Source organism: Streptomyces sp. NBC_01481 (assembly GCF_026339995.1).
Classification (GTDB): Bacteria; Actinomycetota; Actinomycetes; order Streptomycetales; family Streptomycetaceae; genus Streptomyces.
In genome coordinates this window covers 105,299-125,141 of the sequence record NZ_JAPEPT010000008.1, presented here as the reverse complement: position 1 = coordinate 125,141, position 19,843 = coordinate 105,299, and the positions used below count along the sequence as shown (strand labels likewise).

Annotated in this window: 13 protein-coding genes; 5 read left to right on the top strand and 8 right to left on the bottom strand. The window is 72.7% G+C overall.

Annotation, left to right across the window (positions count from 1 at the left end; translation table 11 throughout):
- Positions 1–2: 2 nt before the first annotated feature.
- The 4 genes from OOK40_RS34395 to OOK40_RS34380 form a co-directional block, all read right to left on the bottom strand.
- A complete protein-coding gene (locus OOK40_RS34395; RefSeq protein WP_266489532.1) occupies positions 3–4,781 on the bottom strand; it encodes a hypothetical protein in 4,779 nt (1,592 codons plus the stop codon).
- Positions 4,782–4,814: 33 nt separating this feature from the next.
- Positions 4,815–5,741, bottom strand: a complete 927-nt coding sequence (locus OOK40_RS34390; RefSeq protein WP_266489530.1) for a hypothetical protein — start codon at positions 5,739–5,741, stop codon at positions 4,815–4,817.
- A gap of 171 nt (positions 5,742–5,912) precedes the next feature.
- Positions 5,913–7,448, bottom strand: a complete 1,536-nt coding sequence (locus OOK40_RS34385; protein WP_266489529.1) for a hypothetical protein — start codon at positions 7,446–7,448, stop codon at positions 5,913–5,915.
- 61 nt (positions 7,449–7,509) lie between these two features.
- Entirely contained in the window at positions 7,510–8,256 is a 747-nt protein-coding gene (locus tag OOK40_RS34380; protein WP_266489528.1) for a GntR family transcriptional regulator, read from the bottom strand.
- Between the two features lie 160 nt (positions 8,257–8,416).
- Between OOK40_RS34380 and OOK40_RS34375 the strand changes: the two genes are divergently transcribed.
- From OOK40_RS34375 to OOK40_RS34355, 5 genes are read left to right on the top strand one after another with little or no spacing between them, the layout of a single operon-like run.
- Positions 8,417–9,694, top strand: a complete 1,278-nt coding sequence (locus OOK40_RS34375; RefSeq protein WP_266489526.1) for an MFS transporter — start codon at positions 8,417–8,419, stop codon at positions 9,692–9,694.
- On the top strand, positions 9,691–10,491 hold the full coding sequence (locus tag OOK40_RS34370) for a putative hydro-lyase (protein WP_266489524.1): 801 nt from the start codon (positions 9,691–9,693) through the stop codon (positions 10,489–10,491). Before OOK40_RS34375 ends, OOK40_RS34370 begins: the two co-directional genes overlap by 4 nt.
- A gap of 23 nt (positions 10,492–10,514) precedes the next feature.
- The gene (locus OOK40_RS34365) at positions 10,515–11,279 is read left to right on the top strand and encodes a LamB/YcsF family protein (RefSeq protein ID WP_266489523.1); all 765 of its coding nucleotides are present in this window, start codon (positions 10,515–10,517) and stop codon (positions 11,277–11,279) included.
- The gene (gene pxpB, locus OOK40_RS34360; protein ID WP_266489522.1) at positions 11,276–11,893 is read left to right on the top strand and encodes a 5-oxoprolinase subunit PxpB; all 618 of its coding nucleotides are present in this window, start codon (positions 11,276–11,278) and stop codon (positions 11,891–11,893) included. The genes OOK40_RS34365 and pxpB overlap by 4 nt, the downstream gene beginning before the upstream one ends.
- Positions 11,890–12,753 carry a biotin-dependent carboxyltransferase family protein gene (locus tag OOK40_RS34355; RefSeq protein WP_266489521.1) on the top strand — a complete coding sequence of 288 codons (864 nt, stop codon included), beginning with the start codon at positions 11,890–11,892 and terminating at the stop codon, positions 12,751–12,753. The genes pxpB and OOK40_RS34355 overlap by 4 nt, the downstream gene beginning before the upstream one ends.
- Here OOK40_RS34355 and OOK40_RS34350 read toward each other — a convergent pair whose 3' ends face one another.
- Genes OOK40_RS34350 through OOK40_RS34335 form a run of 4 tightly spaced genes read right to left on the bottom strand, consistent with a single transcriptional unit; the run spans position 12,754 to position 19,767 of the window.
- Positions 12,754–16,350: a hydantoinase B/oxoprolinase family protein gene (locus OOK40_RS34350; RefSeq protein WP_266489520.1), complete on the bottom strand. Its 3,597-nt coding sequence runs from the start codon at positions 16,348–16,350 to the stop codon at positions 12,754–12,756.
- A complete protein-coding gene (locus OOK40_RS34345) occupies positions 16,347–17,489 on the bottom strand; it encodes an SGNH/GDSL hydrolase family protein (protein ID WP_323136145.1) in 1,143 nt (380 codons plus the stop codon). The genes OOK40_RS34350 and OOK40_RS34345 overlap by 4 nt, the downstream gene beginning before the upstream one ends.
- Positions 17,486–18,646 (bottom strand): glycosyltransferase, encoded by a 1,161-nt coding sequence (locus OOK40_RS34340; RefSeq protein ID WP_266489517.1) that lies wholly within the window; start codon positions 18,644–18,646, stop codon positions 17,486–17,488. Before OOK40_RS34340 ends, OOK40_RS34345 begins: the two co-directional genes overlap by 4 nt.
- Positions 18,643–19,767 (bottom strand): glycosyltransferase family 1 protein, encoded by a 1,125-nt coding sequence (locus OOK40_RS34335; protein ID WP_266489515.1) that lies wholly within the window; start codon positions 19,765–19,767, stop codon positions 18,643–18,645. Before OOK40_RS34335 ends, OOK40_RS34340 begins: the two co-directional genes overlap by 4 nt.
- Positions 19,768–19,843 lie beyond the last annotated feature (76 nt).

Genomic DNA, 19,843 nt, shown 5'->3' with positions numbered 1-19,843 from the left:
GGCTAGGTCCTGTCCGCGGCCGCCGGCTGCGGTGGCGCCGGGGTGCGCTTGAACATGCGCGTCGCCGTGATTTCGCCGTGGACCGTCTCGCCCGAGGGGTCCTGTTGCGGCAGACCCGGGCGCAGATGTTCCTCGACACTGATGTACTTCAGGCCCGCGCGCAGATCCGCGTCATTGCGCAGCCGGATGACCAGCGGGAATTCGGCGAGAGCCGTCGTGTCGAAGAGCCCTGTCGTATAGAGCAATTGGACGCCCAGCGCATCGGATACCGCCCGCTGAAGTTCCAGCAGATACGTCGCATTGGCGCGGCCGATGGGATTGTCCAGGAAGAGCGTGCCGGCATGCCGGTGCTTGTCCCTGCCGCGGTCGTTGCTGCGCAGCGCGGCCATCGTGCAGTAGAGCGCGATGGCCGCGGTGAGCAGCTGGCCGCCGGAGAAGACGTCGCCCATCTGCCCCACCGGGACCCGCTCGGCGCGCAGCACCGCATCCGGCTTGAGGATCTCTACGGCGATGCCCTTGGGCTGGAGTGCCGCCTGAACGCCGCGCAGCAGCAGGGACATTCCGTCCCGCCGGCCCTCTCCGTAGGCCGCCGCCGAGTTCTTCTTCACCGCCGCACGGGTCGCCTCGTCGATGACTTCGCCGAGCCGCTCGGCGAGTGTCGCCTGGTCCGGCTCCTCGAAGCGGATCCGGAGGAACTCCTGTCCTGACCACTCGCCCAGCCCCTCGGGAAGCCGGGAGAGCCGCTGTGCCGAGCGGAGGGTCGTCAGTGCGGAGTCCACCAGACCGCGCAGCCGGTCGACGATGGTGTCGCGGTTGCGCTCCAACTGCTCCAGTTCGTCGGTCAGTACGCGCAGCCGGGGCGCGAACGCCTCCGCCCACTTGGCGGCGTGCTCGGGCAGCGCGGCGGCGGGCAGTTCCCGGATCTGCTGGCGTGCGGGAGTGCGTACCTGCTCGTACCGTGTGGAGTTGGCGTGCCGTACGAGAATGTCGCTCGCTTCCCGCACGGCCGCCTCGGCGGCGGACAGGTCGGTGGCGCAGCCGCGCAGTGAGCGCCGGGCTTCCGCGGCGGAGTGGCGGGCCTCCTCCAGGCTGCCCGGGTACGGCTCGGGCGCGTCCGGCGGCTCCTCGTCGTGCTGCTCCCGCAGCAGGTCCCGCAGGAGCGCGGCGGTCTCGTCGAAGCCGCCTGCCGCGTCCTCGGCTGCCCGGTGGGCCTGGAGCAGGGCGGCGTGCGCGGCCCGGGCCGTCTCCAGCGCGTCGGTGCGCGCTGCGAGTTCGCCCGTCGCGGTACGCAGCAGGGCTTGGGCCTGCTCGGCGTCGACCGGGACCAGATCGTCCGGGAGTCCGGTGTGCGACTCGCCGTCGGCGGGGGCCAGCCGCTCGGCCTCGCCGCGCAGCCGGCCCAGCTTCTCGCTGGCTTCCGAGGCGCGCGACTCCAGCATCTGTACCAGCGACTCGGCGCGGGCGGCCGCCGCCTGGCGGGAGGGACCGTCGGCGCCGTCCGTGCCCTCAAGAAGCTGGGCGGCGCGGGTGCGGACCTTGTTGGTGAGCCGGTCGAGCTCGGCCAGGGCGGCGCTCTCGTCGCTCTCCGCGCGGGCCTGCTCGGCGCGCAGGTCGGCGCCGACGCCCACCTTCTCGTACAGCTGGGAGGCCGCGCGGTAGGCCTCGCGCAGGGTGGGCAGCGCGGCGCGCGGGCTGTCCTCGTCGGGCTCCGGCAGATTCTCGGGAGCCCCGGCGATCTCGGCTCGCTCGGCGCGAAGCGCGCGGGCGGTGCGGCGTGCGTCGTCTCCCGCGCGCTGGGCGGCGCGGCGGTCCTCGTCGGCGGCCTTGGCTCGCTCCAGGCAAGTCGTGGCCCGGGCCTCGGACTCGGCCGCGTCGTCGGCCAGTTCGCGCAGTTTCACCTGCCAGCCCGCGCGCTCACGCAGCCGGAAGGCCAGGCCCGCGAGTGCGTCGGCGGCACGGCGGGCGCGCTGGGCGGCCTCCTGGCGCTGGTCGCGCACGCCGGCGGCGTCGGCGGCCGCCTCGTCCGCCTCGGCGCGTGCGGTACGGGCCTCGGCCAGCGCCTCCCGCGCCTCCTCGGCGGCCTCGCGGGCGCTCTGCGCACCCTGCGCGAGCTCGGCGAGCATGCCGGGTGGGCAGTCCGCACGCCACGAGCCGAGCCGGGCGGCAATCGAACGGTCCCCGGCGAGCCGCGCCGCGAGCACACGGATCTCCTCGTCCCGCGCGGTCGCCCGGGCCCGCAACGCCTGGCGCTCCTCGTCGGCCGCGTGCTCGTCGTGCATGGCCGGGTTCGGCGGTACGAGGAACACGTCCCCGTCGCCGCTGACACCGGTGCCGGGACCGGGCACGGGTGCGAGCAGTGCGGCTGCCGTTCCGACCGCGACGGCGGAGCGGGGCAACAGTGCCGCCCCGGTGAGGACTTCGCGTGCGCGAGCGTGCGAGGCAGGGTCGGTGATCACCACGCCGTCGACCAGCTCGGGCCGAGCGGCTAGGACCGCTGCGTGGTCGGCCGGGTCGACGGCCTGCGCGAGATAGCGCCAGCCGGGAAGGGCGGGGACGCCGTGTTCGCCGAGGTACTCGACGGTCGCGAGGACGTCGGGCCCCGGCGGCAGCAGCCCGCCGTCACCGAGTGCGCCCAGGATGCGGGCGTCGTCGGCCGCGGCGGTACGCAGATCGAAGAGCTGCCGCTCGGCTGAGGCGACGTACTGGTCGAGCAGCTCGCGCAGCTCGTCGGCGTAGCCGTCCAACTCCTCGGCGGTGAGAGGCCCTTCGGTGGCACGCAGGGGTGTGGCGGGGCGGCCGTCGTGGCCGTGGCCTCCGCGTGCCGGGTCGGCCGCGTGGCGCGACGGGTCCTCGGCGGCGCCGTCCGCCGGGACGGGCCCCGACGCCGCGTCCACGCCGGTGCCACGCCGCGGTGAAGGCACCGCCGCGTGCACCGTCGGCGGCAGGCTCAGCAGCTCCGCAAGACGTTCGTCCTGGGCGATCGACTCCGCGGCCCGGCGCTCCGCCTCGTAGGCGCTGTCCGCCGCCAGCGCCGCGTCCGAGGCGCGGGCCGCCGCGAGTTCGGCACGGGACTCGGCCGCGGCTGCCTCCCTCGCACGGTCCGCCGTCGTACGACCGGCCTCCCGTGCCGCGTCCCATGCCGCGACCGCCGTCTTCTCCGCGTCGCTGGCCGCGAGCGCGGCGCGCGCCGGGTCGGCGTCGGGTGCGGTGTCGTCGAGCCAGCCCGCCCGTACCGCCTCGGCGGTCTCCTGCTCGACCTCGCTCAGCCGCTGCCGCAGATGGCCGATCTCGCTGCGGGCGCGCTGCGCCTCGGTGGCTGCGGCCGTCGCATCGCGGTGGGCGGATTCGCCCGCCTCCTGGAGCGCGGCGGAACGCTCCTCCTGCTCGTTGGCCAGTCGCTCACCGTCCTCCGCGGCGGAGTGCAGCGCGCGGACGAGGTCGGCAGCGGCCCTCGCGCGGGCGGCGAGTGCCGGGGCCGCGTCCCGTTCCGCCTCGCGGATGGCCACGGCGACGCGTGCGGAACGGTCGGAGGCGGCGCGGTGGCGCAGTACGGCCTCCGCCGCCTGCCAGGCGGCGTGCAGGGTGCGCGCGTCGGTCAGTTCACGGCGCTGGGCCGCGGCGCTCTTCTCGGCGACGGTCAGCGCCAGCGAGGCGTGCCGGTAGGCCAGTTCGGCGGCGATCAGCGAACTGCGGCTGCGCGCCTGTTCGGCCTCGGTGACGGTGTGGGCGGCGGAGGTGACCTGCTGGGCGAGCTCCGCCGTACGCCCCCGTTCCCCTGCCGCGCGCGCGGAGAGCCGGCGGGCGAGCGTGCGCGTACGGCGCTCGGCGCCCGCGTGGATGTCCCGCGCCCTGGTCCTCGCCTCGGCCGCCTCGACGATCCGGCCGAGCAGATCGGCCGAACCGGCGGTGAAGTCGCGTTCCGCGGTCAGTTCGGCGCGGCGGCCGAGCTTGTTGCCGAAACTGCTGACCAGGTCGGCGAGTCCGTCCGTGTCGCGTGTGTCGCTAACGGCCCGCAGCAGCAGATCGGTGAAGTCGGAGTCCTTCTTGACGGCGAAGAGACCGGCCGCCTCGCCCTCGTCGGCGTTCATCTCCCGCTGGTAGCGGAACAGTTCGGGGTCGAGTCCCACATCGCCCAGGTGCTCGTTCCAGCGGTCGTGGATCTCCTCCCAGTAGACGTCGAGGTGCGGATACGCCTTGCCCGCCTCGGTGATGGCGTCCCTGAAGCCCTTCATCGTGCGGCGGCGGCCCTGCGCGCCCGACGCGCCCTCGACCGGCCGGCGGACGGCGGTGGACTCGGCGACGGGCAGCGAGTCGAGGCTGAGTCCAGGGCCCGGGCGGAAGGAATACCAGGCTTCCGCGAACTTCCGCGGGTCGTTGGAGACCTGACGGCCGCGCCACTCGCTGACCTTGCCGACCACGACGAGCTCGCCGGTGAGCGTGTGCTGCCACTCCAGGGCGACATGTCCGCAGTCGTCAGCGAGGAGGAACTTGCGCAGCACGCCGGAGCTGGCGCCGCCGAGGGTGTTGCGGTGGCCGGGCAGCATCACCGAGAAGATCAGCTTGAGCAGTACGGACTTGCCGCCGCCGTTCTCCAGGAAGAGCACACCCGCGGGGGCGGGGCGGCGCGGCGGGCCGACCGGCTCCTCCTCGAAGAAATCCGCCTGTGCGGGGGCGGGATGGGGCACGGGCTCGCCCACTCCGCGCAGGTCCAGCACGGTGTCGGCATAGCGCGCACCTGCGGGCCCGATGGAGTAGAGGCGTACCCGGGACAGCTCGTACATGGCGGCGGACTCTCGTAAGTGGCAGGTGGGGGATCAGGCGTGGAAGGGCAGGCCGGCGTCGGCGGCCAGCTCCAGGTCGTCCGCGTCGGGCGGCGGCAGAAGCGTGGCGCTGCCGTCGCCGACAGGTACGACGCCGAGTTCGAGCAGTTCGGCCATGGCCGCGCTGCCGGCCATGTCGCGCACCTGCAACTGGTAGCGGGCGGTGGTGCGGTACGCGCCTCCGGCGTCGTCGCCGGTCCGCTGGAGGAAGCCGGAGTCGGTGAGGAACGCGACTGCCTTGCCGACGAGGCCGGTGGTGGATCCGGCGAGGCGGCGGGCGTCCTTGGTGGCGCCGGTGGCGCTGCGCCGTGCGTAGATCCGCCAGGCCGCCTCCAGGCCGGGTGCGTCGGTGGCCGGGTCGGTGTTCTCGCCCTGTGCGTCGGCACGCTCCTCCAGCCGGCGGCAGGCCTGGCGTACGAAGGCATCGACGCCGTTGACCGTCAAGCGGCCGATGTAGGCGTCGTCGGCGAGGTCCTCGGGGCGGGGGAACGCCATGGCGGCGACGGCGAGATGGGCCAGGCCGTGCAGGAAGCGGTCCGCGGAGTCGGCGGAGGCGCGGCGCGCGTAGTCGCCCATGCGGACGGCGAAGACGGAGTCCTCACCGGCAGCCACCGCCATCCCCGCGCGCGGGGAGACTTCGAGGACGACGAGGCCGAGGCCGGTGGCGACGGCGTCGGCGAGCCGGGCGAAGGCGGGGTCTTCGCGGTAGCGGCGCAGGAGTTCGGCGTACTCGGCGTCGCGGGCGGGCAGCAGTTTGGGCTGCAGCCCGAAGGAGACGAGGCGGGCGGCGTCGGCGGCGTCTGCGGGAGTGACGGCGGCCGTGGCGGTGGCCGGTGCGGGCGATGCGGCGGTCTCGGCCGAGCCGGTCGGACCGCGGTCGCGGTCGTTCCACGCGGTGGTCGGTGCGTGGTCGTCACTCACTGGAGGGTGCTCCTTGCTGCGGAATGCTGGTGTGCGGTTCGGGTTGCCTGCGGCGCTGTTCCCCTACCCGCCCCTTCCCGAACCGGGGCTGCGCCCCAGACCCCATATGCGACCTTCGGCCGCATGTCCTCAAACGCCGGACGGGCTGAACCTCAGCCCCGGTCAGCGCGCTCACGCCGCCTCCGTACGCGCCGCCGCCATGCCCGCCGCGTCCAGCAGGGCCGTGCCCACGATCAGGTCCGCGCCGCCGAATTCGGGGTCGTCCAGTTCGGTGCCGTCGTCGACGGCGAACAGAAGCCGTTCCTCGCCCTGGCGGTAGGCCGTGCCGACCGGGGGGCTTGCGGCGTGGATGGCCAGCAGAGCCACCAGGTACGGCAGTTCGGGGTCGCGGAGGCGCGCCTCCGCGAGCAGGCCGGAGAGGCGGCGCGGCGCGTCGTGTTCCAGGTCGAGCAGTTCCATCGCGCTCGCCAGCTGCTCCTCGCTGAAGCGGCTGTCGTCGGGCGTGGCGATCAGGTCGGGCTCGGGCATCTCCGCGCCCAGGTGTTCGCGCTCCGCCGGCGGCGTGAGCAGCATGTCGACCAGATCGCCGACCCGTACGGACGACGGCGTGCGCAGCCCTGTCCCACGCGCGAAGAACGCGTCAGTGACACGGATCGCCGCCTCGACGGGGAGCGGCAGCAGCGGGGCGAGAAGCTGTCCGTACAGATCGAGTCCGGTCCGCGCGGTGGGGCGGGCGAAGGCCTGGCGGTCCTGTTCGGCGCGGAACAGCGGGCCCGCCTCCAGGAGCCGGGACTGCAGCTGGGTGTGGCGGCGGATGCAGTCCTTGACTATGTCGACGAGCTCGGCGGCGCGGCGCTTGTGCTCGGGGTCCTCGGCCTCGTCGCGCGCCTTGCGGATGTTCGTCAGGATCGCGTTCTCGTGGCGGTAACGGTCGGCGACATGGTCGAGCGCCTCAGCGATCATGTCGGGCACGGCGCTGAGCCAGTCGACGGCGCGCACATTGCGCCGGGTGGCCTCCAGGGTCCTGCGCAGCGTCTCGGCGTACTGCACGGTCCGGTATCTGGCCTGCTCGGCCGCGAGCTGGGCGTCGGCGAGCCTGCCCCGGCTGATCAGGACCTCCAGCTTCACCTCGGCGGCGATCTGCGCGCTGGTGACATCCGTGTCGAGCGCGCCGACCAGGACGTTGACCGCTTCGTCGGTCGTACGGAGATAGACGCTGCCGCCGTATCCCGGCACTTCCTCGATGAGCTTGAAGTCGTAGTCACGGCGGGTGTAGACGCCGTCGGGTCCGAAGGTGCCATACACCGCGCGGAAGCCGCGGTCCACGCTGCCCACATTGATCAGGTTCTCCAGCACCCAGCGGGCGACCCGCTCGTGTTCGGCGGCCGGGCGACGCGGGGCCTGGGCCGCGACGCGCGGCAGGAGTCTGGCCACTATCTGGTCGTTGTCGGCGCCGGTGTCGAAGTCCATGTTGAGCGTGACGAGGTCGATGGCCGCGAGGGCGACCTCCGCCATCGCGTACACCGTGTACTCCCCCGCAAGATTCGCCTTGCGGGTGTCGAGGTCGTGCAGCGGCGCGGTGCACGCGAGCGCGCGAAGCCGCCGCGCCAGCCCTTCGTCGGCGGCCGGACCCTGCGCGGGCCGCGGCCCCGCGCTGAGCTGGGGCGGAACGAATTCCGTCGAGGCAGTCGAGACAGGCGAAGTCACGCTGAACAGATTAGGTCCTCGCACTGACAACGGTCGAAACGGCGCAGAAGCGACCGTCCGGCTACGCTCCGTCCGCGTGCCGGTCCATGTCCTCGTCATCGTCGCCGTCCTCGTCGGCGACGAGTTGCGCGTACGTCTCCACCATCTGCGTCCGCGAGTCGTCGAGGTAGTCGGCCAGCAGTCGCTCGGCCGCCGACCGGTCGCCCGCCCGGAGCGCTTCGAGGATCGCCCGGTTGCGTACGAGATAGGGCTGGTGAAGCCGCCGCGGGTTGTCCACCACGTGGAAGGCGAGCCGCAGCTCGGCCAGCACACTGCGCATCAGCTCGTCGGTGCGCGCGCTTCCGGCGAGCGCGACGAGTTCGCGGTGGAAGTGGATGTTGGCGGTCGAGACACCCTTCCAGTCGCGCTCGCGCTCCGAGCGTTCACCGCCCGCCACGGCCGTTTCGAGCTCGTCCAGCGCGTACGGCGGCTCTCCGAGCCCGTGGACGACGGCGCATTCGACCAGTTGCCGGGTGCGGTAGATGTCCACGACGTCCTGCACGGCCAGCATGCGGACGAATACCCCCCGGTTCAGCTCGTGGACGAGCAGCCGCTCATGGGTCAGCAGCCGGAAAGCCTCGCGAAGTGTGTTGCGCGAGACGCCGAGCGCCTTGCCGATGCTCTCCTCCGAAAGGCGCTCTCCCGGCGGGAAATAGCCCTCCGCGATGCGGGTGCGCAGGATGTCCGCGACCCTCTCCGCCGTGCTGGTGCGGCCCAACAGCGGGCGGTCGTCCGCCAGTCCGCCGATCCCGGGCTCCGTCGTCCCCACAACGCCCTCTCTCCTCGCCGGCCGCTCCCGCCGACGTGCGAAGTCCATCGTAGAAGCAAGAACCACCCGACATGACTCTTGTCGGATCGTTCAACAATCCCCTACCGTGGCTTCACCGCACAGTCTCGACAGCACCCTCCTCCCCCTCTGCGAGGTGCAGATGAGCACGATCCGGACACAGCCGAAGCAGGGCGAACTCCCCGAGGACACCGGCGCGTTCGCATGGCTGAAGGCTCTCGGCCCCCGCGGCCGCCGCGCCTTCGGCGGCGCGTTCGGCGGGTACGCCCTCGACTCCTACGACTACTTCACGCTGCCGCTGAGCATGGTGGCGATCGCGGCGTACTTCGGTCTCGACAACGGACAGACCGGACTTCTCACCACTGTCACCCTGGTCGTCTCCGCGGTGGGAGGCGCCCTGGCCGGCGTGCTCGCCGACCGCGTGGGCCGGGTGAAGGCGCTGATGCTCACGGTGATCACCTATGCGGTATTCACCGTTCTGTGCGGATTTGCCCCCAACTACGAGACACTGCTGGTCTTCCGGGCACTGCAGGGACTCGGCTTCGGCGGCGAGTGGGCCGTGGGCGCGATCCTGGTCGCGGAGTACGCGAGCGCCAAGCACCGTGGCCGTACGCTCGGCGCCGTCCAGAGCGCGTGGGCGGCGGGCTGGGCGCTCGCCGTCATCGTCTACACCCTGGTCTTCCAGTTCCTCGACGCCGACACCGCCTGGCGCGTGATGTTCTGGACCGGTGCGCTGCCCGCCCTTCTGGTGATCTACGTACGGCGGAGTGTCAGCGACGCCCCCGAGGCTGCCGCGCGGCGTGCCGCCAGCACCGAACGCGGCTCCTTCCTGGCAATCTTCAGGAAGGACCTGCTGCGCATCACGCTCTTCGCGACGCTGCTGTCCACGGGCGTCCAGGGTGGCTACTACACGCTGGCCACCTGGGTGCCGACGTATCTGAAGACCGAGCGGGGACTCACCGTCGTCGGCACCGGCGGCTATCTGGCCTTCCTGATATCCGGCGCGTTCATCGGCTATCTGACCGGCGGTTATCTCACCGACCGGATCGGCCGGAAGAAGAACATCGTCCTCTTCGCCGTGCTCTCCGCCATCGGGATCCTCGCCTATACGAACATCCCGTCCGGGGCGAACGGCCTGTTGCTGGTGCTCGGCTTCCCGCTCGGGTTCTGCATGTCCGCGATCTTCAGCGGTTTCGGTTCCTTCCTGAGCGAGCTGTATCCGACGGCCGTACGCGGCACCGGCCAGGGGTTCACGTACAACTGCGGCCGCGGCGTGGGCGCGTTCCTGCCCACCCTGGTGGGCTACCTGTCCGACAGCTGGGGCGTGGGCGGCGCCCTGGTCCTCGGCGCCGTCGGCTACGGGATCGCCGTGCTGGCGCTGCTCGGGCTGCCCGAGACCCGCGGGAAGGAGCTGCTGTGACCACGGTCCAGGACCCGAGTGTCGAGGGCCTGAGTGCGGCCGAGGCTCGCGCGCGGTTCCGGTCCGGGGTCAGCCGCCCAACCGCGGGCATGGTTCCCGGCCGCGCGCAGGCGAATCTGATCTCGGTCCCCGCCGACTGGGCGTACGACATGCTGCTGTTCTGTCAGCGCAACCCGAAGCCCTGTCCGGTGCTGGACGTCACCGACGCCGGTTCCTTCTCGACACCCCTTGCGCCGGGTGCGGATCTGCGGACCGATCTGCCGCGCTACCGCGTGTGGGAGCACGGCGAACTCGTCGACGAGCCCGCGGACGTGGTGGCGCACTGGCGGGGCGATCTGGTGTCGTTCCTCATCGGTTGCAGCTTCACCTTCGAGTGGGTGCTGGCCGAGTCCGGGGTTGCGATGCGCCATATCGAGCAGGGCCGCAATGTCCCGATGTATGTGACCGACCGGCTCTGCCGCCCCGCGGGGCGGCTGCACGGGCCCATGGTGGTGTCGATGCGCCCCGTGCCGCCCGAGCAACTCGCCACGGCGATACGGGAGAGCGCCTTGATGCCCGCGGTGCACGGCGGCCCGGTGCACAGCGGTGAGCCGGCCGGGCTCGGCATCGAGGATCTCGGCCGCCCCGACTTCGGCGATCCGGTGGACCTGGAGCCTGGCGACATCCCGGTGTTCTGGGCCTGCGGGGTCACACCGCAGGCCGCGGTGACGGCTTCGCGACCGCCGTTCGCGATCACACACGCGCCGGGGCGGATGTTCATCACCGACGTCCGCGACGAGCAGTACCGCGTGGCCTGACGAGAGACAGGAATGGGGAGCACATGACCTGGGCGTCCATCGATCTCAACGCCGACCTGGGCGAGGGCTTCGGCCGCTGGCGGCTGACCGACGACGAACAGCTGCTGTCGGTCGTCACCAGCGCCAACGTCGCCTGTGGCTTCCACGCCGGGGACGCGTCCACCATGCGGCGCGTCTGCCAACTGGCGGCGGAGCGCGGGGTGCGGATCGGCGCCCAGGTCTCCTACCGGGATCTGGCCGGGTTCGGACGGCGCTCCATGGACGTCCCGCCGGACGAACTGTCCGCCGAGATCGCCTATCAGATAGGGGCGTTGGAGATCTTCGCCCGGGCGGCCGGGTCCCGTGTCTCGTACGTCAAACCGCACGGCGCTCTCTACAACCGGGTCGTCCACGACGAGGAGCAGGCGGCCGCCGTCGTCGACGGCGTACTGCTGTCCGGTGAGCGGCTGCCGCTGCTCGGGCTGCCGGGGTCGAAGCTGCACACCATGGCGGAGAAGGCCGGACTGCCCGCCGTCACCGAGGCGTTCGCGGACCGCGCCTACACCGCGGAGGGCACGCTCGTGCCGCGCGGACAGGACGGCGCGGTGCTCAGCGATCCGGCAGCCGTCGTCGAACGGTCCGTCAGCATGGCGCGGTTCGGGGTGCTCACCTCGCGCTGCGGACAGTCGGTCCCGGTGCGGGCCCGCTCGCTCTGTCTGCACGGCGACACCGAGGGGGCGGTCACGCTTGCCCGTCTGGTGCGGCGGCAACTGGAGACCGTGGGAGTCCGTGTGGATGCCTTCGTATGAGGACCATGCCGGTCGGTGACCGGGCGTTGCTCGTCGAGCTGGCCGACGGCGACGAGGCGGGGGCGCTCCATGCCGAACTGCTGCGCCGCCGCGCCTCGGGTGCACTGCCGCCGATCCGGGAGATCGTGCCCGCCGCCCGTACGGTGCTGCTCGACGGACTCGACAGGCCCGGGCACTTCGCACGTGAGCTCATGGAGTGGGAGATTCCGGCGCTCCACGCGAGCGTGCAGGACGCCATCGAGGTACCCGTCCGCTACGACGGGCCCGATCTGGCGGATGTCGCGGCACTGTGGCAGGTGACGGCGGAGGAGGTCGTACGGATCCATTCGGCGGCCGAATTCCGCGTCGCCTTCTGCGGGTTCGCGCCCGGCTTCGGCTATCTGACCGGGCTGCCGCAGCAGTACGCGGTGCCGCGCAGGGCCACCCCGCGCACTTCGGTCCCGGCAGGGGCGCTGGCGCTGGCGGGCCCGTACACCGGGGTGTATCCGCGCTCGTCACCCGGCGGCTGGCAGCTGATCGGGACGACGGACGCGGTGCTGTGGGACCCGGCGCGGGAGCCCGCCGCACTGCTGTCGCCGGGGACCCGGGTGCGTTTCGTTCCGGAGCGCCGATGACCGACCGGGCCTTCGCCGTCGTACGGGCCGGGGCGCTGACCACCGTGCAGGATCTGGGGCGGCCGGGGCATGCCCATCTCGGGGTACCGCGCTCGGGAGCGCTGGACCCGCCGGCCGCCCGGCTGGTCAACCGGCTCGTGGGCAACCCGCCGGAGGCCGCCGTCCTGGAGACCACCCTCAACGGCTGTGCCGTGCGTCCGCGTTGCGCGGTGACAGTCGCTGTGGCGGGGGCGCCCAGTCCCGTGTCCGTGGACGGGCGGCCGGTGGCGTGGGGATCGCCGGTGCGGGTGCCCGCGGGAGCACTGCTGGACATCGGGCCCGCGGTCTTCGGCGTCCGCAGCTACGTCGCCTTCGGCGGCGGTGTGGCCGTGGAGCCTGTGCTGGGCAGCCGGTCCACGGACCTCCTCTCGGGGCTCGGTCCCGCGCCGCTCGCGGACGGAGCCGTGCTCCCCCTGGGCGGCGCGCCCGCGGGGCACGCGCGCGTGGACGCCGTCCCGCATCCGGCCCCGCCCGCCGAGCTGGTGCTGCGGGTACGGTTCGGGCCACGCCATGACTGGTTCACCGATGCGGCGCCGACCACGCTGTCCCGTAGCGCCTACCGGGTCTCGTCCGCGAGCAACCGCATAGGTCTGCGCACCGAGGGCCCCTCCCTGGAGCGCGCGTCGAACGGCGAACTTCCCAGCGAGGGCATGGTCCTTGGGGCCGTTCAGGTGCCGCCGGACGGCTGCCCGGTGGTCTTTCTCGCCGATCACCCGACCACCGGCGGCTATCCGGTGATCGCGGTCGTCGACGAGCGGGATCTCGCGGCGGCGGCCCAGGCCGCACCGGGGATACCCATCCGCTTCGTCCCGGTTCGCTGACTACGGTTCGGGCGTGCCGAATCCCCCGCCGCCCGGGGTGTTCATCACCAGCACGTCCCCGGGGCCGACATCCACGGAATCGACGCCTTGGAGCTGCGTCACGCTGCCGTCGGCCCGCTCCACCAGGTTCTTGCCGAGCGCGCCCGGCCCGCCGCCCGCCATGCCGTACGGCGGGACGCGGCGGTGCCCGGTGAGCAGAGCCACCGTCATCGGGTCCAGGAAGCGGATCCTGCGGACCACGCCGCGTCCGCCGTTCCAGTGTCCGCGCCCGCCGCTGCCCTCCCGTACGGCGAAGGCGTCCACGCGCACCGGGTAGCGCCACTCCAGCACTTCGGGGTCGGTCAGGCGCGAGTTGGTCATATGGGTCTGGACGGCATCCGCGCCGTCGAAGCCCTCTCCCGCGCCCGAGCCGCTGGCCACCGTCTCGTAGTACTGCACGCGGTCGTTGCCGAAGGTCAGGTTGTTCATGGTGCCCGAGCCCTCGGCCTGGACGCCGAGCGCCGCGTACAGCGCGCCGGTGACGGCCTGCGAGGTCTCCACATTGCCCGCGACCGTGGCGGCCGGGTGGGACGGCGCGAGCATCGAGCCGTCGGGCACGCGGACCTCCAGTGGCTCCAGACAGCCGCTGTTGAGCGGGATGTCGTCGGCGACCAGCGTCCGGAACACATACAGAACCGCCGCCATGACCACGGACTTGGGTGCGTTGAAGTTTCCCGGCTGCTGCGGCGAGGTGCCGGTGAAGTCGATGACGGCCGAGCGCGCCTTGCGGTCCACGGTGAGGGCCACCTGGATGACCGCCCCGCTGTCGGTCTCGTAGCGGTACGCGCCGTCGTTCAGCCCGGCGACGATGCGGCGCACCGACTCCGCGGCGTTGTCCCGCACGTGGCGCATATAGGCATGGACGACATCGAGCCCGAACTGGTCGACCATCCGGCGCAGTTCAACGATGCCCTTCTCGTTCGCGGCGATCTGGGCCCGCAGGTCGGCGAGGTTGGTGTCGGGGGCGCGCGACGGGTAGCGGGCCGTGGTCAGCAGTTCCCGGGTCTCGGCCTCGCGCAGCCGTCCGTCGCGCACGAGCAGCCAGTTGTCGAAGAGCACGCCCTCCTCCTCCACGGTGCGGCTGAAGGCGGGCATGGAGCCGGGGGTGATGCCGCCGATCTCGGCGTGGTGGCCGCGCGAGGCCACCAGAAAGCGCAGCTCGTCCCCCTCGAACACGGGCGTCACGACTGTCACATCGGGCAGATGCGTGCCGCCGTGGTACGGGTCGTTGATCGCGTACACATCGCCCGGCTTCATCGCGCCCTCGTTGCGACGCAGCACCTCCTTGATCGACTCGCCCATCGAGCCGAGATGGACGGGGATATGGGGTGCGTTGGCGATCAGATTGCCGGTGTTGTCGAAGAGCGCGCAGGAGAAGTCGAGCCGTTCCTTGATGTTGACGGAGTGGGCGGTGTTCTCCAGACGGACGCCCATCTGCTCGGCGATCGCCATGAAGAGGTTGTTGAAGACCTCCAGGAGCACCGGGTCGACGTCGGTGCCCACGGCCACCCTGCCCGGGCGGGGGCGCACGCGCGTCAGCAGCAGGTGCCCGCGCTCGTCCGCGGCCGCGCGCCAGCCGGGGTCGACGACGGTCGTGGCGTCGGCCTCGGCGATGATCGCCGGTCCTTCGACCGAATCTCCGGGACGCAGATGGACTCGGTGGTACAAGGGCGTCCTGCGCCGCTCGCCGTCCACGAACATGCCGACCACCGCGCGCGGGGCGAACTCCCCCTCGCCCGCGATCTCTTCGACGACGTACGCGCCGTGCTCCCCGGCCGTGCCCACGGCCTCGACGGAGACGGCTTCCGCGACGAGCGGCTTGTCCATGGTGAACGCGTAGCGCGAACGGTGGATTGTTTCGAAGGCCTGCTTCATCGCGGCGACGGTGTCCAGCGGCACGGGCAGGGCGGCGTCCGTTCCGGCGTAACGGAGCAGCACGCGCGCGTGCGTGGTGATCGCGGCGTCGGGGACGGCGTCGGCACGCAGTTCGGCGCGGGTGCGCGCGGCGAGTTCGTCGCAAAGGGTGCGTACGCGCCCGAGGGCGGCCTCGTCCAGCTCCGCCTCCACGGACTGCTCGCGCATGGCGGTGGCGTCGGCCAGGCCGATGCCGTAGGCCGAGAGCACCCCGGCCAGCGGTGGCACGATCACGGTGTTGACGCCGAGTGCGTCGGCGACGGCGCAGGCGTGCTGGCCGCCGGCGCCGCCGAAGGAGGTCAGCGCGTAGCGGGTGATGTCGTGGCCGCGTTGTACGGAGATCTTCTTGACCGCGTTGGCCATGTTGAGGACGGCGATCTCCAGGAATCCGGCCGCGACCTCCTCGGGTGTGCGCCGGGTGCCGCTCGCCTTGTGCACGTCGTCGGCAAGCACGGCGAAGCGCTCGCCCACGGTGGCGGCGTCCAGGGGCTCATCGCCCCCGGGCCCGAAGACCGAGGGGAAGTGGTCGGGCTGGATCCGGCCGAGCATCACATTGGCGTCGGTGACGGTGAGCGGACCGCCGCGGCGGTAGCAGGCCGGTCCGGGCACGGCGCCCGCTGAGTCGGGGCCCACGCGGTAGCGGCGGCCGTCGAAGTGCAGGACGGAGCCGCCGCCGGCGGCGACTGTGTGGATGTTCATCATGGGTGCGCGCATCCGTACACCGGCGACCTGGGTTCCGAGTTCGCGCTCGAACTCGCCCGCGTAGTGCGACACATCGGTGGATGTGCCGCCCATGTCGAAGCCGATGACCCGGCCGAATCCCGCCTGTTCGGCGGTACGGGCCATACCGACGACGCCGCCCGCAGGGCCGGAGAGCACGGCGTCCTTGCCGCGGAAGTGGGCGGCTTCGCGCAGCCCGCCGTTGGACTGCATGAACATCAGCCGGATGCCGTCGAGTTCGGCGGCGACCTCGTCCACGTACCGCCGCAGGATGGGCGAGAGATAGGCGTCGACGACCGTGGTGTCGCCGCGCGGTACGAGTTTGATCAGCGGGCTGACCTCGTGGGAGCAGCTGACCTGGGTGAAGCCGAGCGCGCGGGCGGCTTCGGCGACGCGCTTCTCGTGGTCGGGATGGCGGTAGCCGTGCATGAGGACGACCGCGGCGCTGTGGATGCCGTCGGCGTGGGCGGCCTTCAACTGCTCGGTGACAGTGTCGAGATCGAGGGGCCGCACGGTCTCGCCGCGCGCGTCGACGCGTTCGGGGACCTCGATGACGCGCTCGTACACCGCCTCGGGCAGCACGATCCGGCGGTCGAAGAGGCGGGGGCGGTTCTGGTACGCGATGCGCAGCGCGTCCCTGAAGCCTTCGGTGATGACCAGGACGGTCGGCTCGCCGCGCCGTTCCAGAAGGGCGTTGGTGGCAACGGTGGTGCCCATCTTGACACTGGCGACCCGGTCGGCGGGAACGGGGTCGTCCGGGCCCACACCCAGGAGCAGCCGGATCCCGGCGACGGCCGCGTCCCGGTAGCGCTCGGGGTTGTGCGAGAGCAGCTTCCGGGACACCAGCCGTCCGTCGGGTCGTCTGCCCACGATGTCGGTGAAGGTGCCGCCACGGTCGATCCAGAATTCCCAGAGCCCGCTCATTCCCCCATTCTGGCAAGGGGAACGTCCAGGGACACGGCAGCCAGCGCCGCCGACAGCGCGTGCTCGGCGCTGCGGTCCAGGCGTTCGCTGGTGCCGCGGGCCCAGTGGCGTGCCTCCGCACCCGCCAGCCGCATCAGCTGCGGCAGCAGATCGGTGCAGCGGCGCGCCACCCAAGCGGTCCCGGCCGTGGCGAGCCACAGGGCGGCCGCGGCACGGCTCGGCGGGGCCTGCTCGGGGTCGCTGCCGGGCGCGGTCCCGTGGGCGAGCCCGCGCTCGGTCAGCAGCTCGTGGAAACGCCGCGCGATCATCCGGTGCCCGCGCTCGCCCGGATGCAGCCGGTCGGCGCTCCACATGGTCCGGTCGGCGACCCAGGACGCCTCCGCGGCATGAAGATGGATGGCGCCGTATCGGTCGGACAGGGCGTGGACGACCGTGTTGACCGCCCGCTGACGTCTCGCGAGGGGGCGGGCGAGCGGCAAAGGCAGCCCGAGCATGCTGCCGGGGTCGGGCAGGCAGGCGGTCAGCAGCACGGTGCCGCGCGCGGTGAGCCGGGCGCACACGGAGTCGAGCTGCCTGGCCATGTCCTCGATGTCGAAGGTGCGGCGCAGGGTGTCGTTGACCCCGACGAGCACGGACGCGATGTCCGGTGCGAACGCCAGTGCCTCAGGGGTCTGCCGTTCGGCGACGTCCCGGGTGAGGGCGCCACTTACGGCGAGCTTGCGGAACTCCGCGGGCTCCTGGAGGCAGCCGAGCCCGTCGGCGAGCAGGGCGGCCCACCCGCGCCACCCGTCCGCGACCCGGTCCCCCACACCTTCGGTGAGGGAGTCCCCGAGCGCGACGAAGCGCAGAGGCCTCGTCGTGGGTACGGGAGCGAGCCCGGCCGCGCCGACACCTGTGGTGTGGTCGGTGCCGCCACATTCGGTGACCTCGGCGATGCCGTGCTCCTCGACGGGCTGGGCGAGGCCCCGCTCCAGTACGCCGCCGTGGCCGCCCAGGCGCACGATGCCGGCCTCCGGAGAGCGCGGTGCGTGCAGCGTGCTGCCGGTGGCCAGCACGACTGCCGGGACGTCGTGGGCGCCGGAAGCCCCGCCCTGCGACTCCGACTCGTCCGCGAGCGCGGTCGCGGGTGCGGACGTCATGCCGCCACTCCCTCTCCGTGTGCCCGCTCGCGCAGCCGGGGAGCGTCGTGCGCGGCGAGGAACGCGTCCACCGACCGCTGCCAGTCGAAGAGTTCGGCCCGGGCCCTGGCCGCCTCGCGGCGTTCGCCCTCGGGACGGGCCAGCAACTTCTGCAGCGCGTCCGCGAAGTCCGTCGGCGTGTCGAGCGCGGCGGCTCCCGCGTCCCCGATCACCTCCGGCAGCGCGGACGAGGCGCTCGCGACGACAGGGGTGCCGCAGGCGAGCGCTTCGAGTGCCGAGAGACCGAAGGTCTCGGCCGGCCCCGGCGCCAGGCAGATGTCCGCCGCCGCCTGCAGATCGGCCACCGCCTCGCGGTCGCCCACATAGCCGAGGAACTGGGCAGGCAGCCGCTCGGCGCGTGCCCTGCGGATCAGCGCGGCCCGCAGCGGACCGTCGCCCGCGACGACGAGGGAGGCACGTACGCCCCGCTCCCGGAGCTCGGCGAGCGCGTCCAGAGCCATGCCCGGGCGCTTCTCCACCGACAGCCGGGAGCAGAGCAGCAGCAGCACCTCGGCGCCTGCGGCGTGCTTGGCGCGCAACACCGTGCTGCGCCGCCCCGGCCGGCAGCGGCGCAGGTCGACGCCGAGGGGCGCTCGTACGACATTGCGCGCCCCGATGCGGATGAACTCCCGCTCGGCCCATTCCGTGGTGCACACGATCCGCGAATACGCCCAGGCGGTGCGGCGGTTGAGCCGGTCCGCGGTCCGGGCGGCGACGGACTCGGAAAGACCCCAGGTGCGCAGCACGCCGTCGGCCGTCTCGTGGGAGACCATCACCGAGGGGATGCGGTGGCGCCGCGCCCACTCGCCCGTCCAGCGCAGGGTGGTGCGGTCGGAGACCTCGATCCGGTCGGGCTCCAGGAGCTCCAGGACGTCCCGCAGCCGCCGCCGGGCGGCCAGCACTCGGTATCCGCCGGTGCCGGGCAGCTCGGGCCCCGGCAGGGTGACGACGCGCCCTTGTGGCGTCATCCGGTCGCTCTCCACGTCACCGGGCACGATCAGCACGGGCTCGTGGCCCGCGGCGGCGTAGCCCTTGCCGAGCTCGCGCAGCGCGGTACGCAGCCCGCCGGAGGCGGGGGTGACGAAGTTCGCGAGCCGTACGATCCGCAGGGCGCTCATGCCGCCACCGCCGTGCGTGCTCCGAGCACCTCGGCGTAGTGGTCGAGGAGCAGATCCCCGATCACGGCCCAGGTCCTGCCCTCGACGGCGGCCCGTCCCGCCAGCCCGTAGGCGGCCCTGAGCCCAGGGTCGGCCGCCAGCGTGGCGACGGCCGTGGACACCGCGTCCACGTCCCTCGGCTCGACCAGCATGCCCGTACGCCCGTGGTCGACGAGGTCGAGCGGCCCGCCCGCGGCGGGGGCGATGACCGGAACACCGCTGGCCATGGCCTCCTGCACGGTCTGGCAGAAGGTCTCGTACGGACCGGTGTGGGCGAAGACGTCCAGCGAGGCGAAGATCCGGGCGAGGTCGTCGCCCGTCCTTCGGCCGAGGAAGACGGCCCCGGGCAGCGCCCCGCGCAGGGTGGTCTCGCTCGGCCCGTCGCCGACCACCACGACGCGTACGCCGGGCATGGCGCAGGCCCCGGCGAGCAGCTCCACGTGCTTCTCGGGGGCGAGGCGGCCGACGTAGCCGACGATCAGCTCGCCGTTCGGCGCGAGTTCGCGACGGAGTTCCCCGTCCCGCAGTTCCGGCCGAAAACGTGCGGTGTCCACGCCGCGCGGCCACAGCCGCACCCGTTCGACACCGTGCTCCTCCAGATCGCGCAGGGCGGCGCTGGAGGGGGCGAGCGTGCGGTCCGCGGCGCTGTGGACCGTACGGATGCGCCGCCACGCGGCGCCCTCGCCGGCGCCCACATAGGTGCGCGCGTATCCGGCGAGGTCGGTCTGGTAGACGGCGACGGCCGGCAGGCCGAGCCGTGCCGCCGCCGCCATGCCCCGCACGCCGAGGACGAACGGGCTGGCCAGGTGGACGAGGTCGGCCCGGTGGGCAGCGATGGTCGCCGCGACGCGGCGGCTGGGGAGGGCCACCCGTACTTGGGGATATCCGGGCAGGGGCAGGGAGGGGACGCGCACCACGGGGCAGGGTGCGGTTCGGTCGGAGTCGTCGGCCCCGGCGACTGCCGGGGCTATGACGAGCGGGTCATGACCGCGCGCGGCGAGGTGCCGGGCGGTCTGCAGGGCGCAGTGCGCCACACCATTGACGTCTGGCGGAAAGGATTCGGTGACGATGACGACTCGCATACCCGTGTTGTCGTCGCACCCGGGGTGGCTGACCCAACGTGGATCTTTCCGCTCGGGAAACGTCCCATGAGCGTTT

What these genes read in the sequence shown, in the direction of transcription:
- OOK40_RS34375 (WP_266489526.1), top strand. Translation starts at nt 8,417, where the DNA reads ATGAGCACGATCCGGACACAGCCGAAGCAGGGCGAACTCCCCGAGGAC.
- OOK40_RS34335 (WP_266489515.1), bottom strand. Translation starts at nt 19,767, where the DNA reads ATGCGAGTCGTCATCGTCACCGAATCCTTTCCGCCAGACGTCAATGGT.
- OOK40_RS34355 (WP_266489521.1), top strand. Translation starts at nt 11,890, where the DNA reads ATGACCGACCGGGCCTTCGCCGTCGTACGGGCCGGGGCGCTGACCACC.
- OOK40_RS34350 (WP_266489520.1), bottom strand. Translation starts at nt 16,350, where the DNA reads ATGAGCGGGCTCTGGGAATTCTGGATCGACCGTGGCGGCACCTTCACC.
- OOK40_RS34395 (WP_266489532.1), bottom strand. Translation starts at nt 4,781, where the DNA reads ATGTACGAGCTGTCCCGGGTACGCCTCTACTCCATCGGGCCCGCAGGT.
- pxpB (WP_266489522.1), top strand. Translation starts at nt 11,276, where the DNA reads ATGAGGACCATGCCGGTCGGTGACCGGGCGTTGCTCGTCGAGCTGGCC.
- OOK40_RS34345 (WP_323136145.1), bottom strand. Translation starts at nt 17,489, where the DNA reads ATGACGTCCGCACCCGCGACCGCGCTCGCGGACGAGTCGGAGTCGCAG.
- OOK40_RS34365 (WP_266489523.1), top strand. Translation starts at nt 10,515, where the DNA reads ATGACCTGGGCGTCCATCGATCTCAACGCCGACCTGGGCGAGGGCTTC.
- OOK40_RS34340 (WP_266489517.1), bottom strand. Translation starts at nt 18,646, where the DNA reads ATGAGCGCCCTGCGGATCGTACGGCTCGCGAACTTCGTCACCCCCGCC.